At 65.9% G+C, this 15,932-nt stretch carries 8 protein-coding genes; 5 read left to right on the top strand and 3 right to left on the bottom strand.

Annotated elements, in window-relative coordinates; all coding sequences use genetic code 11:
* The first annotated feature begins 3 nt into the window (after nt 1-3).
* From HV765_RS02875 to HV765_RS02860, 4 genes are read left to right on the top strand one after another with little or no spacing between them, the layout of a single operon-like run.
* Entirely contained in the window at nt 4-927 is a 924-nt protein-coding gene (locus HV765_RS02875) for an ABC transporter permease (protein ID WP_175168711.1), read from the top strand.
* On the top strand, nt 927-1,742 hold the full coding sequence (locus HV765_RS02870) for an ABC transporter permease (protein ID WP_175168710.1): 816 nt from the start codon (nt 927-929) through the stop codon (nt 1,740-1,742). Before HV765_RS02875 ends, HV765_RS02870 begins: the two co-directional genes overlap by 1 nt.
* A complete protein-coding gene (locus HV765_RS02865; protein WP_175169479.1) occupies nt 1,742-2,737 on the top strand; it encodes an ABC transporter ATP-binding protein in 996 nt (331 codons plus the stop codon). Before HV765_RS02870 ends, HV765_RS02865 begins: the two co-directional genes overlap by 1 nt.
* Complete coding sequence (locus tag HV765_RS02860; protein WP_054426812.1) at nt 2,734-3,543, top strand: ABC transporter ATP-binding protein; 810 nt, start codon at nt 2,734-2,736, stop codon at nt 3,541-3,543. The genes HV765_RS02865 and HV765_RS02860 overlap by 4 nt, the downstream gene beginning before the upstream one ends.
* On the opposite strand, the gene HV765_RS02855 is transcribed toward HV765_RS02860, so the two are convergent.
* The 3 genes from HV765_RS02855 to pgi form a co-directional block, all read right to left on the bottom strand.
* On the bottom strand, nt 3,517-4,248 hold the full coding sequence (locus HV765_RS02855; protein ID WP_254600412.1) for a Crp/Fnr family transcriptional regulator: 732 nt from the start codon (nt 4,246-4,248) through the stop codon (nt 3,517-3,519). The genes HV765_RS02860 and HV765_RS02855 overlap by 27 nt on opposite strands.
* Before the next feature lie 38 nt (nt 4,249-4,286).
* On the bottom strand, nt 4,287-5,003 hold the full coding sequence (locus HV765_RS02850) for a Crp/Fnr family transcriptional regulator (RefSeq protein WP_175168709.1): 717 nt from the start codon (nt 5,001-5,003) through the stop codon (nt 4,287-4,289).
* 185 nt (nt 5,004-5,188) lie between these two features.
* Entirely contained in the window at nt 5,189-6,847 is a 1,659-nt protein-coding gene (gene pgi, locus HV765_RS02845) for a glucose-6-phosphate isomerase (RefSeq protein WP_175168708.1), read from the bottom strand.
* A gap of 206 nt (nt 6,848-7,053) precedes the next feature.
* On the opposite strand from pgi, the gene HV765_RS02840 reads away from it, so the two are divergent.
* Nucleotides 7,054-15,810, top strand: coding sequence for a glycoside hydrolase family 94 protein (locus HV765_RS02840; RefSeq protein WP_175168707.1), 8,757 nt, complete (start codon nt 7,054-7,056; stop codon nt 15,808-15,810).
* Nucleotides 15,811-15,932: the final 122 nt, after the last annotated feature.

Here is a 15,932-nt window from a genome sequence, read left to right as displayed (position 1 = left end):
GCCATGCTCTCTTTGCTTTTGCGGCGCGCCGGCTTAGGCCTGATGGTGGCGCTGACGGTTTCCTTGTTGTGTTTCGTGTTGTCGAACGTGGCGGTGGACCCCGCGCTGGCGCTGGCAGGCGACAGCGCCACCGAGGCCGACCTGCAAGCGCTGCGCGTGCGCTATGCGTTAGACCGGCCGCTGCCTGAACGCTACGCCGCGTATCTGGGGCGGCTGCTGGCGGGCGACCTGGGCACGTCGCAACTGACGGGCGAACCCGTGTCGCGCATGTTGGCGGATCGCGTGGGCGTCACCGCCCTGCTGGCGCTGACAGCCATTCTGGTGGCGCTGGCGGTGGCGGTGCCTGCTGGCGTGATGGCGGCCGCCAATCGCGGCGGCTGGACCGACCGCGTCGTGTCGTTCGTGACCGCCGTCGTGCAGGCCATGCCCAGTTTCTGGGCGGCGCTGCTGCTGATCATCTTCTTCGGCGTGAAGCTGCGCTGGCTGCCGATTTCGGGCAGCGGCACGCTGGCGCATTACGTCATGCCCACGGTCGCGCTCAGCCTGTACGCGCTGCCGGCGCTGACCCGCCTGACCCGCAGCGGCATGGTGCAGGCGCTGGAATCCGACTACATCCGCACCGCGCGCGCCATGGGCCTGCCCACGCGCGTCATCCTGTTCAAGAGCGCGCTGCGCAACGCGCTGTTGCCCGTCGTGTCGCTGGGCGCGGTGCAGTTCGGTTTCATGCTGGGCGGCTCCATCGTGATTGAGTCCATCTTCGCCATCCACGGCATTGGTTATCTGGCGTGGCAGTCGATGATCCGCGCCGACATGCCCGTCATCCAGGCCGTCGTCCTGATGATTTCACTGACTTATATTGTGTTGACCTTTCTGTCTGATGTACTGAACACCCTGCTAGACCCCCGGCTGAAGCGGGCGGCCTCGTGATGCCGCGCCGACTGGGGTTTTATTGCGGCGTGGCGATCATCGCCGCGCTGGCGCTGATTGCCGTGTTCGGGCCGATGCTGCTGCCAAATGATCCGTTCACGCAGTCATTGGGCCAGCGCTTGGCGCAACCGTTCTGGCACGACAAGACCTTGCCCGCGCACTGGCTGGGCACGGATCAGCTGGGCCGTGATTATCTGGCGCGGCTGGTCTATGGCGCCCGGATCTCGCTGGCGATCGGTTTTGCGGTGGTGCTGGTGTCGGGCTTCATCGGCATTACCTTGGGGCTGATTGCGGGCTATGCGGGCGGCGTGGCGGATGCCGTCATCAGCTTCATCATCAACACGCGTATCAGCATGCCCATCGTGCTGGCGGCGCTGGCCATTGTGTCGGTGACGGGCAATTCGCTCACCACCGTGATTCTGGTGCTGGGCCTGTTGCTGTGGGATCACTTTGCGGTGGTGGCGCGCAGTGCCGCCATGCAGTTACGCAACGCCGACTACGTGACGGCCGCGCGCGCCATGGGGTGCTCGCACTGGCACATTCTGGTGCGCGAAATTCTGCCGAACATCCGCGGGCCGCTGCTGGTGATCGCCACCGTTGAAATGGCGCACGCCATTCTGGTTGAGGCCGCGCTGTCCTTTCTGGGGCTGGGCGTGCCGGCCCCCTATCCGTCTTGGGGGCTGATGCTGTCCGAAGCCAAGTCATTCATGTTCTTCAGCCCCTGGCTGATCGCGCTGCCCGGCGCGGCGCTGTTACTGCTGGTGCTGGGCATCAACCTGACGGGCGACGGCCTGCGCACGCGGCGGGAATCATGATGACGGCTTCCCACACTGCGCCCGTGCTGGATGTGCGGGACCTGCGCATTTCCCTTCCCACCCGCGCGGGGCTGCTGCAAGCGGTACGCGGCATTGACCTGCGCATTGAACGCGGGGCAACGCTGGGGCTGGTTGGCGAAAGTGGCTGCGGCAAATCGCTGACGGCGTTGAGCCTATTGCAGCTGCTGCCGCGCGGCGCGCGCGTCGACGCCCAACGCATGACGTTTGATGGCGTGGACCTGCTCACCGCCCGCGACCGCCAGATGAATGCGTTGCGCGGCGACCGCATCGCCATGGTGTTCCAGGAGCCCATGACGGCGTTGAACCCCACGTTCACCATCGGCCAACAGCTGATGACCGTGTACCGCAGCCATCGCGCGGATGGCGCGGCGGCTGCGCGTACACGTGCGCTGCATCTGCTGGACCGCGTCGGCATTTCCAATGGCCCCGCGCGCCTGGACCAGTACCCGCATGAGCTGTCTGGCGGCATGCGCCAGCGTGTGCTGATCGCGATGGCCTTGATGTGCGAGCCGGAATTGATCATCGCCGACGAACCCACGACCGCGCTGGACGTCACCATTCAGAAGCAGATCCTGGAATTGCTGAAGACGCTGCAACAGGAAATGGGCCTGGCCGTCTTGCTGATTACGCACGACTTGGGCGTGGTGTCGCACTACACGGACGATGTGTCGGTGATGTACGCCGGCCAGATCGTGGAATCCGGCCCCACGGCGCAGGTGCTGTCGGCCCCTGCGCATCCGTACACGCAAGGTTTGCTGGACAGCATTCCGCAAGTGACGCGGCGGGTCTCGTCCGAACGCCTGGCCATCATTCCCGGCGTGGTGCCGGCGCTGACGCAAACGCCGGACGCCTGCGTGTTCGCGCCCCGCTGCCGTCACGCAGCTGACCTCTGCGCCGGGCCGCCGCCCATGCTGACCGCTTACGACAGCCAGCGCCTGCGCCGCTGCCATGCTCCCTTCGAGGCGCGCCCATGACCACGACCGCCCTGGTTCGGGCTGACGCCCTGACCCGCCGCTACACCCGCCGCACCGCCTTCTGGAAACCGGCCGACGTCCACACCGCGCTGGACGCCGTGTCGGTCCACATCAACGCGGGCGAAGCGGTGGGCATTGTGGGGGAATCGGGTTCTGGAAAAAGCACGCTGGCGAAACTCCTGCTGGGTCTGGACGCGCCCAGCGCGGGCGCTGTCCAGCTCGGTGGCGAACCGATTGCCGGCTTGTCGCGCCAGCAAATCGCCCGCATCGTGCAGCCAGTGTTTCAAGACCCGTACGGGTCACTGAACCCGAGCTACACAGTCGAACGCCTGCTCGCCCTGCCGCTGCGGCTGCGTGCGGGCCGGGGCGAATCCGTGAACATTGCCACCGAAACCACCCGGCTGCTGGATCAAGTGGGCCTGCCTGCCCGCACGCGCGGCGCGTATCCGCATGCACTGTCGGGCGGCCAGCGACAACGCGTGGCCATCGCCCGCGCACTGGCGTTGCGGCCGCCGCTGCTGATTTGCGATGAACCGACCTCGGCGCTGGACGTGTCGGTGCAGGCGCAGATTCTGAACCTGCTGCAAGACTTGCGGAGGGACTTGGGTTTGGCCTTGCTGTTGATCAGCCACAACCTGGGCGTCGTCGGCCATATGGTTGACCGCCTGTACGTGCTGCAACAAGGCAAAGTGGTGGAAGCCGGCACGACGGCGCAAGTCTTCGATGCGCCGCAACACCCATATACGCAGCGGCTGTTTGCATCCGTGCTTGAGGTGAAGCTACCGGGGCAACGCCGCGCAGTGTAAGTGCAGCGCGTAGCTCAGCAGGTCTGCCGCATAGCAGTCGCACGCGGCGACTTCCAGGCCCACGCGGTCCAGGATGGCGATATGCCCACGGTGGTACGCAATCAGCTTGCGTTGCTGCAAGGCCGAGGCGGCCACGGTGACGCCCACCCGGCGCACGCCCAGCATGTGCGCCAGATACTCGTGCGTCAGGTGGAAGTGGTCGGCGTGCGCGCGGTCTTGCGTCATCAGCAGCCAACGCGCCAGCCGGCCTTCGACCAGATGGGAATGCATGCACGCCGCGGCCTGGGCCAGCTGCTGCAACGTCACCCCGGTGTAGCGGTTGATCAATTCACGCAACGCGTTGCTGACCGCCATTTCGTGGCGGAAGCGGTCGGACGGCATCCGCAGCGCCACGCCGCTGCCCTGCACCACCGCGCGCAGTTGCGAGACATTGATTCCCAAGGCCACGTCGACGCTCCACATGCCCTCGTTGCCGATCAGGCCGACTTCCAGCGCCACCCCGCGCTTGGACGGCAGAATCAGCGAGATATAGCTGCCCGCCGGGAAATAGACATCCGCCATCTGCCCGCCGGGCTGCAACAGGCATTGGCCAAATTCCAGCTCAACGCGGTCGAACCGATCCAGCAAGGGCGTCCGTTCGGCCTCTGGCAATGCGTCCAGCAGCCGATTGGACACGCCTTCAGGCATGGGTGGGAGGTGCGGCACATTCTGCTCCAGGTTCCGGATTCCAGGTCAGGGGCGCATCACGTCAGCGCTTGGCCAAGCAGGCGTTCGTATTCTTGGCGGACGACGGTATAGCACTCGCACACGCGAGCCTCCAGGCCGGGCCGGTCGGTGACGGCGATGTGGCCTCGCCGGTATCGGATCAGGCCGGCTTCCTGCAAATGCCCGGCCGCTTCCGTCACGCCTTCCCGGCGCACACCCAACATGTTGGCGATGAGTTCCTGCGTCATGATGATTTCGTTTGAACGCAGCCGGTCCAGGCTCAGCAGCAACCACCGGCAAAGCTGCTGGTCCAGCGAGTGATGCCGGTTGCAGACGGCGGTCTGCGCCATTTGCGTCAACAGCGCCTGCGTGTAGCGCAACAGCAGATGCTGCATGGGGCCGCCGCGATAGAACTCGTCTTTCAGCACCTGGCCCTTCAGTTGGTAGGCCGACCCGGCGCTTTGCACGATGGCGCGGCTGGGCGTGGTTTCGCCGCCCATGAACAACGAGATACCGACAATGCCCTCGTTGCCGACCACGGCGATTTCGGTGGATGCGCCGTCTTCCATCACGCACAACAGCGACACGATGCAGTCGATGGGAAAGCAAACATGGCGCATGCGTCCGCCGGGTTCGTACAACGCCTTGCCCAGCGGCATGGCGACCCGTTCAAGCTGCGGGAACAGGCGATCCATTTCATCAGGCGGCAACGCCGCCAGCAGATGATTCTGGGTGGGATGGTGGGTGTCAGGCATGATGGCTCCCTGCAACAAGCCTCATTGCAGCGCCCCGATGCTCGGGACGCCATCCGAAGGGGCTCCGATAGGCCTTACCCGCTCGGCAGGGGTAATCGGCAAGCGCTATGTGCGCTACCGAACGGAGTCATCCCAGGGTAGCGCACTCTTGGCGCGCCATCCCTCCCCCCCTCCTCCTCATCCCTTTAGCCAAGCCGGGCATCCAGGGTTTTCTGCATCAGCGTGCGGGTGGAGCTGTCGTGGTTTTGCATGCCGGTGGTGCCCGCTTCAAGCTCCTGGACAATACGCAAGGCCAGCGTCTTGCCCAATTCCACGCCCCATTGATCGAACGAATCGATGTTCCAGATGACGCCTTGGGTAAAGGCGCTGTGCTCATACAGCGCAACCAGCGCGCCCAGCGTGCGCGGCGTCAGCCGCTTGGCCAACAGGGTGTTGCTGGGACGGTTGCCGGCCACGTGGCGGTGCCGCGCCGCCGGGGCCGCTTCACCGCCGTCGGCCACGGGTTGGCCAAACGCCAGCGCCTCGGCCTGCGCAAACATATTGGCCAGCAGCGCGTCATGCTGCCGGGGTGAGGCCGCAAGCGGCGTCAGAAATCCGATGAAGTCGCACGGCACGCACTGGCTGCCCTGATGCAGCAGCTGGTGAAATGAATGCTGGCCGTTCGTTCCGCTCGCGCCCCAATACACCGGGCTGGTGTGGCCCGCGACATCCGCCCCGTCCTGCGTGACGGATTTACCGTTGCTCTCCATCATCAATTGCTGCACGTACGACGGAAAACGACGCAGATAGTGGTCGTAAGGCAGGATGGCGACGGTTCGGGCGTCCAGGAAATTGTTGTTCCACACGCTCAGCAGCGCGTGCATGACGGGCAGGTTCCGCGCAAGCGGCGCATCGTGAAAGTGCATATCCATCTGATGACAGCCGGCCAGCATGTCATCAAAACCCTCGGGCCCGATCGCGGCCATCAGCGTAAAGCCCATGGCCGAGCACAGCGAGAAACGTCCGTTGACCCAGTCCCAGATGTCGAACACCCGAAAAGGCGCGATTCCCTCTTGAATGGCCGCGCCCGGGTTGCCGGTGACGGCCAGGAAGTGGGCCGCCACAGCGGATTCGTCGTGCATGCTTTCCCGGCACCAGGTGCGCGCGGCGGCCGCGTTGTAGCGGGTTTCGGCGGTGTGCCATGACTTTGAACACAGGACGAACAGGGTTTCGCGCGCATCCAGATCGTGCGTCGCCTGCTGGAAGTCCGCCCCGTCCATGTTGGATACGAAGCGGATATTCAGGCCGGGTTGCGCGTAGTGCTGCAACGCGGCGCAAGCCATCTCCACACCGATGGCCGACCCGCCAATCCCCACGTTGACGATGTTGCGGATGGGTTTACCCGTGCCGCCCAGGCAGGTTCCAGCGCGCACGGCGTTGGCCCACTCGGCCATCCGGTTGCGCACCCGCTGCACGGCGGGCGCAACTTCCCGGCCATCGATCTGCATGCTGGCGCCCGCGGGCAGCCGCAGCGCGGTGTGCAGTGCGGACCGGTGTTCACTGACATTGATGGCCTCGCCGTTGAACATGGCGTCAATGCGCGCCCGCACGCCGCGTTCGGTGGCCAGCTCTACCAGCCATTGCAGGGTCGCGGGGGTGACGCGTTGTTTGGAGTAATCCAGATACCATCCGGCCGCTTCCAGCGTCAGCCGCTCTCCCCGGTTGGCGTCCTCAAGGAACAAGGCGCGTAGATGCATGGCGCGCATCGCATCCGCCTCGCCCGACAGCGCCGCCCAAGGGGGACCCGCAGGGGTCGCCGGGCTCGTTGCGGCGTCGCCCTGACCCGCTGATGCTTGTCTGTCCATGGCCTGCGCACCTCCATTCCGGCCTGCCTGCGTCGCGACGTTGCGCCCGCGCCTAGCCGGGGTTTGGGTCGGTTATGTCACAAGCGGCGCACGCCGTCCGTGCGGTAGCGCACAGAGCTCGCGCGCGCGCATGGTCACTCTATGGTGGGGACGCCGCCCGCCCGGGCGGCGCGCTGCCCCGACGGAATCCCCATGGCCACGTATCGATGAAACCCATAGATTGGCCCTCGCTAGAGGCCGCCCCCGAGTGGATAGACCTGTTCGCCCGCAGCAAGCCGACGCTTAGCGCCGCCAAGAGCGAACCTCCCTTGCGCGCCGAACTGTTCAACGCCGCGCAAATGGAAGCGCACGGCCAGGCGCTGGCGCACGAGCACGTGGTAGGCGCCTTCAGCGGGCAAGACAAGTTGCTGCCTCGCCTGACCGAAAACCAGACCTTGCTGGGCGAAGCCTGCGCGCTGCTGATGGAATCCATGCAGCAAAGCCGCCAGATCACGCCCGCCGATGAATGGCTGCTGGACAACTTCTACCTGATCGAAGAGCAGATCCGGCTGGCCAAGCGCCATCTGCCCAAGGGCTACAGCCGCAGCCTGCCCAAGCTGTCAGCGGGGCCGTCACAGGGCTTGCCGCGCGCCTACGACATTGCGTTGGAAATGATTTCGCATAGCGATGCGCGGATCGATGCCGCGGGCATCAACGCATTCGTCAGCGCCTATCAGACGGTGGCGCCGCTGCAATTGGGCGAACTGTGGGCCATCCCCATCATGATGCGGCTGGCCCTGATCGAGAATCTGCGCCGCGTGGCCATCCGCCTGGCCTACGCCAATATGAACCGCGGGCTGGCCGACACCTGGGCCGACGCCATGCGCAAAGCGGCCGAAGAAGACCCTACCAGCCTGATCCTGGTCATCGCCAACATGGCGCGCTCGAATCCGCCCATCGACGGCGCCTTCGTGGCGGAACTGTCCCGGCGGCTGCAAGGGCACGGCCCCGCGCTGGCGCTGCCCTTGACGTGGTTCGAGCAGCGCCTGGCGCAGTCGAACCTGACCATCGAGTACATGGTGGTGGCCGAAAACCAGCAACAGGCGGCGGACCAGGTATCCATCAGCAACAGCATTGGCAGCCTGCGCGCGCTATCGACGACAAACTGGAACGAATTTGTTGAAGACGTGAGCCTGGTGGAACGCACGCTGCGCCAGGACCCCGCCGGCGTCTATGCCGACATGGACTTTTCCACGCGGGATCGCTACCGGCACCGCGTGGAGCGCCTGTCCCAGGCTTCCCCCCATACCGAGATCGACATCGCCGAGCTGGCCATTGCGCTGGCGTCAGCGGCGGCCAGTGACCCCAGCCCCGACGCCGATCCTCGCCGCGCGCACGTTGGCTTCTACCTGACGGATCAGGGGCAGCGCGAGCTCGTGCAACAGGCGGCCGTGAGACAGAGCCTGCGTGCGCAATTGGCGCGCCTGTCTCCCGCTTGCGCGCTGGCCGGCTACGCGGGCGCCATCGTCCTGCTCACGGCCGCCGCCAGCGCAATATTGGTGGGTATCGCACACGCGGCGGGCGTCGGCCCGTGGGCATTGGCGGCGCTTGCGGTGTTGTCGGTGGTGGCGACCAGCCATCTGGCCGTGGCCATCGTCAACTGGGCGCTGACCTGGCTCGTGCGGCCGCTGCGGCTGCCGCGCATGGACTACGCCAAACGCATTCCGGACGACGCGCGTTGCCTGGTCGCGGTGCCGTCCATGCTGATCGAACCCGATGACGGCGAACAACTGAGCGAAGCCCTGGAGATCCGCTTTCTGGCCAACCCCGGAGACAATCTCAGCTTTTGCCTGCTGACGGATTTCGCCGACGCGCAGACCGAACATCAGCCCGCCGATGCCTTGCTGCTGGAACGCGCCAAAGCGCATATCCAGGCGCTGAACCACAAGTACCGGCAGTTGGGCCGTAGCCCGTTCTTTCTGTTGCATCGGCCGCGCCGCTGGAACGAGCGGGAACAGGTCTGGATGGGCCGCGAACGCAAACGCGGCAAGCTTGCCGACCTGAACGGGCTGCTGCGCGGTCAGGGCGAGGGTGCGTTTTCCTGCCTGGTGGGCGATCTGGGTTGGCTGCCCAGCGTGAAGTACGTCATTACGCTGGACACCGATACCGATCTGCCCCGCGAGAGCGCGTGGAAGCTGGTGGGCACGATGGCGCATCCGCTGAATCAGCCCCGGTTCGATGCGGCCCGGCAACGGGTCACGCGCGGCTACGGCATCCTGCAACCGCGCGTGGCAGTCCGCCTGGCCGACCTGAGCGGCTCCGCCTATGCACGCCTGCATGGCGGGGACGCCGGCATTGATCCCTACACAAACACCGTGTCCGACGTCTATCAGGACATCTTCAAGGAAGGCTCCTTTATCGGTAAGGGCATCTATGAAGTGGACGCGTTCGAAGCGGCGCTGAAAGACCGCTTCCCCGACAACCGGGTGCTCAGCCACGACCTGCTTGAAGGTTGCTACGCGCGCTCGGGTTTGCTCAGTGATGTGCAACTGTTTGAAGGCCACCCTGCGCGCTACGCGTCAGACGTCAGCCGCCGCCACCGCTGGATACGCGGCGACTGGCAACTGCTGGGCTGGCTGTTCGGCCGCCCGCCTGCGACACCCGGCGCGCCTGCCAGCCAGCCGCTGCCGTGGCTGGCCCGCTGCAAGATCCTGGACAATCTGCGGCGCAGTCTGGTCGCCCCTTGCCTGGTGCTGCTGATGGCGCTGGGCTGGACGCTGCTGCCCTATCCGTGGTTGTGGACCACCGCCAGCCTGATGGTGCTGTTTCTGCCGGGCTTGTTCGCGTCGGCGATGGGCGCCGTGCGTAAAGAAGAAGACGTGGTGCTGGCGCAGCATCTGGCCGGCTGGGTGCCCTCGATCTTGCAGCAGCTTGCGCGCACCGCCTTTGCGCTTGCCTGCCTGGCGCACGAAGCGCTGTACAGCCTGGACGCCATCTTGCGCACCCTGTACCGGCTCACGGTATCGGGCCGGCGCCTGCTGGAATGGAAGCCGTCCAGCGTCACCAACCGCGAAGGCACCACGCGGGCCGGGCCCCTGCTGTTGTCCATCTGGGGCTCGCCGCTGCTTGCGCTGGCGATCGGCGCCTGCGTCATGCGGTGGAATCCGTCCGCCTGGCCTGCCGCGTTGCCGGTGCTGGCGCTGTGGGCGTTGATGCCGCTGATCGCCCGGCGCCTGAGCCGGCCTCCTGCCGTGGCGAAAGCGGTGTTGGCGCCCGCGCAGGAACAATTCCTGCGGCTGCTGGCGCGCAAGACCTGGTCCTTTTTCGACGGCCACGGCGGCGCCGAAGACAACTGGCTGATCCCGGACAACGTCCAGGACCGCCCGGCGCCCACCACAGCACACCGCACGTCCCCCACCAACCTGGGCCTGGCCCTGCTGGCCAACCTGGCCGCCTACGACTTCGGCTACCTGCAAGCCAGCCGGCTGCTTGAACGCACGCAGGCAACGCTGCGCACCATGGCGACGCTGGACCGCTACCTGGGCCACTTCTATAACTGGTACGACACCCTGACGCTCAAACCGCTGAACCCGCTTTACATCTCTACGGTAGACAGCGGCAATCTGGCGGGTCACCTGCTGACGCTGCGGCCGGGACTGCTGGCGCTGGCCCAGGCGCCGATTCTGCATCCGCGCACCTTTGATGGCCTGGCCGACGCGCTGGGCGTGCTGCGCGAACATGTCGCCGCCGACCGCCATACGCCGTTGGACCGGATGGATCAGGCCTTGAAGGCCCTGCACGGTTCAAAAACCTTGGCCCAGGCCAAACAAGGCATCGACCGCGTGCGCGAACTGGCCTACGGGCTGCTCGACAGCTACGCCGGCCCCGCCCAGGCCGAAGCCCTGTGGCACTGCCAAGCCCTGCTGCGCCAATGCGAAGAAGCGCGCGACGAGCTGGCCCTGTTCACGCCATGGCGGGACGCGCCCGCGGGCGTCTCGTGGGACGGCCTGCCCGCCTTGCAGGCCATCCCCACGTTGCAGCAAGTGGCCGGCCTGCGCGCCACGCTGCTACCGGCGCTGCGAGCGCGCCTGGCCGCAGAAGACACGTCCGATGGCGAGCGCCTTTGGCTGCTGGAAACCGAACAGGCCGTGGCCATGGCGGGCGAACGCGCCGCCGAACGGTGCGCGGTGCTTGAGCGGCTGGCCGCCACCGCGGCCGAGATGGCCGTGGCGGAATATGGTTTTCTGTACGACAAGGGCAGCCGCCTGCTGGCCATCGGCTACAACCTGACGGAACGCCGGCGCGACGAAGGCCTGTACGACCTGCTCGCCTCCGAGGCGCGGCTATGCAGCTTTGTCGCCATCGCCCAAGGCCAGTTGCCCCAGGAAACCTGGTTCGCGCTGGGCCGGCAGCTGAACAACTCCCCGGGCGGCCCTGTGCTGCTGTCCTGGAGCGGGTCGATGTTCGAATACCTGATGCCCCGGCTTGTCATGCCGTCCTACCCGCACACGCTGCTGGACCAGACCTGCCAGTCCGCCGTGCGCGCGCAGATCGAATACGGCGACAAGCTGGGCATTCCGTGGGGCATGTCCGAAAGCGCCTACCACCTGTTCGACGCCGCCATGAACTACCAGTACCGCGCGTTCGGCGTGCCCGGCCTGGGGCTCAAGCGCGGCTTGGCCGATGATGTTGTCGTCGCCCCCTATGCGTCGATGCTGGCGCTGATGGTGGCGCCGGATGCCGCCTGCCGCAACCTGCAACGCCTGGCCAAAGACAAAGTGCTTGGCCGCTATGGCCTGTACGAAGCCGTCGACTACACCGCGCGCCGCCAGCCGCCCGGCAAAAGCAGCACCATCATCTATGCCTACATGGCCCATCACCAGGGCATGGGCTTTCTGTCTATGGCAAGCGTGTTGCTGGGGCGCACGATGCAGGCGCGCTTCGAAGCGGACCCCTCGTTTCAGGCCACGATGCTGCTGCTGCAAGAGCGCGTGCCCCGGGCGGCGGCCGCCCACTCCAAGGGAGCGGAACTTGCCGTCATCCGCAGCACGCCCGCAGGGCAAAACGAAGTGTCCGTGCGCGTGCTGGATACCGCCGACACGCCCATCCCCGAAGTGCAGTTGCTGTCCAACGGCCGGTATCACGTCATGGTCACCAACAGCGGCGCGGGCTCCAGCCGCTGGAAAGATCTGGCCGTCACACGGTGGCGCGAAGACAGCACCTGCGACAACTGGGGCACCTTTTGCTATCTGCGCGACACCATCAGCGGCAAGCTCTGGTCCACGGCTTTCCAACCGACCCTGACACGGCCCGATCACTACGAAGTCATCTTTTCGGAAGGCCGCGCGGAATTCAAGCGCACCGACCACGAGATCGACACGCACACCGAAATCGTCGTTTCCCCGGAAGACGATATTGAATTGCGGCGCGTCCACCTGACCAACCGCAGCCGAGAAACGCGCACGCTGGAAGTCACTTGCTATACCGAAATTGTCATCGCGCCCGCCATGGCCGACGAACTGCACCCCGCCTTCAGCAACCTGTTCGTGCAAACTGAAATTCTGCCGGCCGAGCGCGCCATTCTGAGCACCCGGCGCGCCCGCAATCCCGCCGATAGCCCCCCGTGGATGTTCCAGTTGCTGGCGATCCATGGCGGCAAGCCCGGTGACGCGTCCTATGAAACGGACCGCGCGGTGTTCCTGGGCCGCGGCCGCTCCACCGCCAACCCGCGGGCCATGGACGCAAGCGGCCCGCTGTCGGGCAGCGAAGGGTCGGTGCTGGAGCCGGTATCCGCCATCCGCTGCGCCATCACGCTGCAGCCTGAACAAACCGTCGTGGTTGATCTGGTGCAAGGCGTGGGCGACAGCCGCAGCGCATGCACCCACTTGATCAGCAAGTATCAAGACCGCCACCTGGCCGACCGTGCGCTGGAACTGGCATGGACGCACGCCCAGGTCATCGTGCGGCAGTTGAACGCAACCGAGGCGGATGCGCAGTTGTACGCCCGCCTGGCCAACGCCATCGTCTATCAGAACCCCGCGCTGCGCGCCGACGCCGCCACGCTGCTGAAGAACCGCCGCGGGCAATCAGGGCTGTGGGGCTACGCGATCTCGGGCGATTTGCCCATTGTGCTGTTGCGCATCAAGGACCCGGCCAACTTTGAGCTGGTCCGTCAATTGGTCCAGGCGCACGCTTACTGGCGGCAAAAAGGCGTGGCGGTGGACCTGGTGATCTGGAACGAAGACACGGGCAGCTACCGTCAAGCCCTGCAAGACCGCATGATGGGCTTGATATCCGCCGGGGTGGAGTCGCACATCATCGACCGTCCGGGCGGTATTTTTGTGCGGCCGGGAGATCAGATTTCGGAAGAAGACCGGACGCTGCTGCTGGCCGTCTCGCGGGTGTCGCTCAGCGATGCGTTGGGGTCCTTGTCGAACCAGGTGAACCGCCTGGCATTGCCTGAAAGCCGTGTCGCGCCCCTGGTTACGTCGACACCGCCCTTGCCGCCCAGCGCCTATGTTCCGCCTGCTGCGGCCCCCGCGGATCTGCTGCACGGCAACGGGCTGGGAGGCTTCACGCCCGACGGCGAGGAATACGTCATCACCACGTCGGACGATCAGCGCACGCCCGCCCCCTGGGTCAACGTCATCGCCAATGCCCAGTTCGGCACCGTGGTGTCCGAAAGCGGACAAGCCTACAGCTGGAGCGGCAACGCGCATGAATTCCGGCTGACCCCCTGGCGCAACGACGCCGTCACTGACGTCTGCGGCGAAGCCTTCTACCTGCGCGACGAAATCAGCGGCCACGTCTGGTCGGCCGCGCCTTATCCCGCAGGCGGCGCGTCGGCCTATGTCACCCGCCATGGCTTTGGCTACACGGTATTCGAGCATGTGGAAGACGGTATCGAATCCCGGCTGTGCGTGCATGTGGCCCTGGAAGCGCCCGTGAAGTTTTATTCCCTGACCGTGCGCAACCGCTCAGGGCGACGCCGCCGCTTGTCGGTCACGGGGTATGTGGAATGGGTGCTGGGCGACCTGCGCTCCAAGTCGGCCATGCACGTCACGACCGAAGTCGATGCGCAGACCGGCGCACTGTTTGCCCGCAATAGCTTCAACACCGACTTCGCGCGGCACGTAGCGTTCTTCGACACCAGCAGCGCTGCGCGCAGCGTCACCGGCGACCGCAAGGAATTCATCGGCCGCAACGGCACGCTGCGGCACCCGCAAGCGCTGCGCCGCAGCGTCTTGTCCGGACGCACCAGCGCCGCGCTGGACCCGTGCGCCGCCATCCAGGTCCCCGTCACGCTGGATGAGGGCGAAGAAGAACAGGTGGTTTTCCATTTGGGCGCGTCGCCGCAAGGCAAGGAACACGCAAGCGAACTCGTGCGCCGCTACCGCGAGGCCGGCGCGGCGGCCAACGAACTGGAAGCCGTGCGGCAGTATTGGCGCGACACGCTGGGCGTCGTGCGCATCCAAACACCCGACGCCGCCTTGAACACGCTGGCCAACGGCTGGCTGCTCTACCAAACCCTGGCATGCCGCATGTGGGCGCGCAGCGGACACTATCAGTCGGGCGGCGCGTATGGCTTCCGAGACCAGTTGCAAGACGTGATGGCGCTGACCACGGCACGCCCGGAACTGACGCGCGAACACCTGTTGCGCAGCGCGGCCCGCCAATTCGTCCAGGGCGACGTGCTGCATTGGTGGCATCCGCCCTCCAATCGCGGCGTGCGCACGCGCTGCTCTGACGATTACCTGTGGCTGCCATTCGCCGTCAGCCACTATGTCGAACTCACGGGCGATATGGGCGTGCTGACGGAAGACGTGGGCTTTATCGAAGGCCGCGCGCTCAATCCGGGCGAATCGTCCAACTACGATCACCCCAAGCCGTCGCGCGAGTCCGCCACGCTTTACGCCCATTGCACACGCGCCCTGAACCACGCTTTGAGCCAATTTGGCATGCATGGTTTGCCCCTGATCGGGTCTTGCGACTGGAACGACGGCATGGACAAAGTCGGCGATGCGGGCCGCGGTGTCAGCGTCTGGCTGGGATTCTTCCTGCATGACACCCTGAACCGCTTTGCCCGGGTAGCACGCGCGCACGCCGACCTGCCGTTCGCCGCCTATTGCGAATCCGTGGCGCGCCAACTGGCGCTGGACCTGGAGCAAGCCGGCTGGGACGGCCAGTGGTATCGCCGGGCGTATTTCGACGACGGCACGCCGCTAGGCTCGGCGCAGAACCTGGAATGCCAGATCGATTCCATTTCGCAAAGCTGGGCGGTGCTGTCCGGCGTGGCCCCGCCGGAGCGCGCGCAGTCCGCCATGCAGGCGGTGGCCAACCGGCTGGTCGATGACAAGCTTGGCCTCATCCGGCTGCTGACGCCCTCGTTTGACGCCGCCCCGATGAACCCGGGCTACATCCGGGGCTATGTGCCGGGCGTGCGCGAAAACGGCGGCCAGTACACCCATGCCGCCATCTGGACCGCCATGGCCTTCTGCACCTTGCGCGACGAGGCCCGCGTTGGGTCGCTTCTGCACATGCTGAACCCCATCCACCATGCAGACTCGCCAGCGGCCGCCGCGCGCTACAAGGTCGAACCCTACGTCATGGCCGCCGACATCTACACCACGCCCGGACAGTTGGGCCGAGGGGGCTGGACCTGGTACACGGGCTCTTCCGGGCTGATGTACCGGCTGATCCTTGAGTCTGTGCTGGGGATGCGGCTGCGCGCCGGCACGCTCAGCTTCTTGCCCTGCCTGCCCAGCGACTGGAACACGTTCACGCTCAGCTACCGGCACGGCCGCTCCACCTATACGGTGACCGCGCAACGGGCCGATGGCGAAGGCGATGGCGCCGCGCGCGTCACGCTAGATGGGGTGATCCAGGAAGACGGCATCATCACGCTGGAAGACGATGGCCAACATCGGCAAGTCCATATCGAGCTTCCGCGCGTGCAGACTCGGCTGCTGGCTGAACATGGCTAGTGGTTTTCCCTGAAAACCGTCGAAAACACCTACTTCCTGATTCCCAAGCCCCACGCCGTCCGGTACATTTCGTCCAGTGGCCTGACCACTGGACCATCAGGCAGCCAAACAGAAATCAGGGC

The sequence above is a fragment of the Achromobacter kerstersii genome, assembly GCF_902859595.1.
GTDB lineage: Bacteria > Pseudomonadota > Gammaproteobacteria > Burkholderiales > Burkholderiaceae_B > Achromobacter > Achromobacter kerstersii.
This window is presented reverse-complemented; position numbering and strand designations above follow the sequence as displayed.

What these genes read in the sequence shown, in the direction of transcription:
- HV765_RS02875 (WP_175168711.1), top strand. Translation starts at nt 4, where the DNA reads ATGCTCTCTTTGCTTTTGCGGCGCGCCGGCTTAGGCCTGATGGTGGCG.
- HV765_RS02870 (WP_175168710.1), top strand. Translation starts at nt 927, where the DNA reads ATGCCGCGCCGACTGGGGTTTTATTGCGGCGTGGCGATCATCGCCGCG.
- HV765_RS02865 (WP_175169479.1), top strand. Translation starts at nt 1,742, where the DNA reads ATGACGGCTTCCCACACTGCGCCCGTGCTGGATGTGCGGGACCTGCGC.
- HV765_RS02860 (WP_054426812.1), top strand. Translation starts at nt 2,734, where the DNA reads ATGACCACGACCGCCCTGGTTCGGGCTGACGCCCTGACCCGCCGCTAC.
- HV765_RS02850 (WP_175168709.1), bottom strand. Translation starts at nt 5,003, where the DNA reads ATGCCTGACACCCACCATCCCACCCAGAATCATCTGCTGGCGGCGTTG.
- pgi (WP_175168708.1), bottom strand. Translation starts at nt 6,847, where the DNA reads ATGGACAGACAAGCATCAGCGGGTCAGGGCGACGCCGCAACGAGCCCG.
- HV765_RS02840 (WP_175168707.1), top strand. Translation starts at nt 7,054, where the DNA reads ATGAAACCCATAGATTGGCCCTCGCTAGAGGCCGCCCCCGAGTGGATA.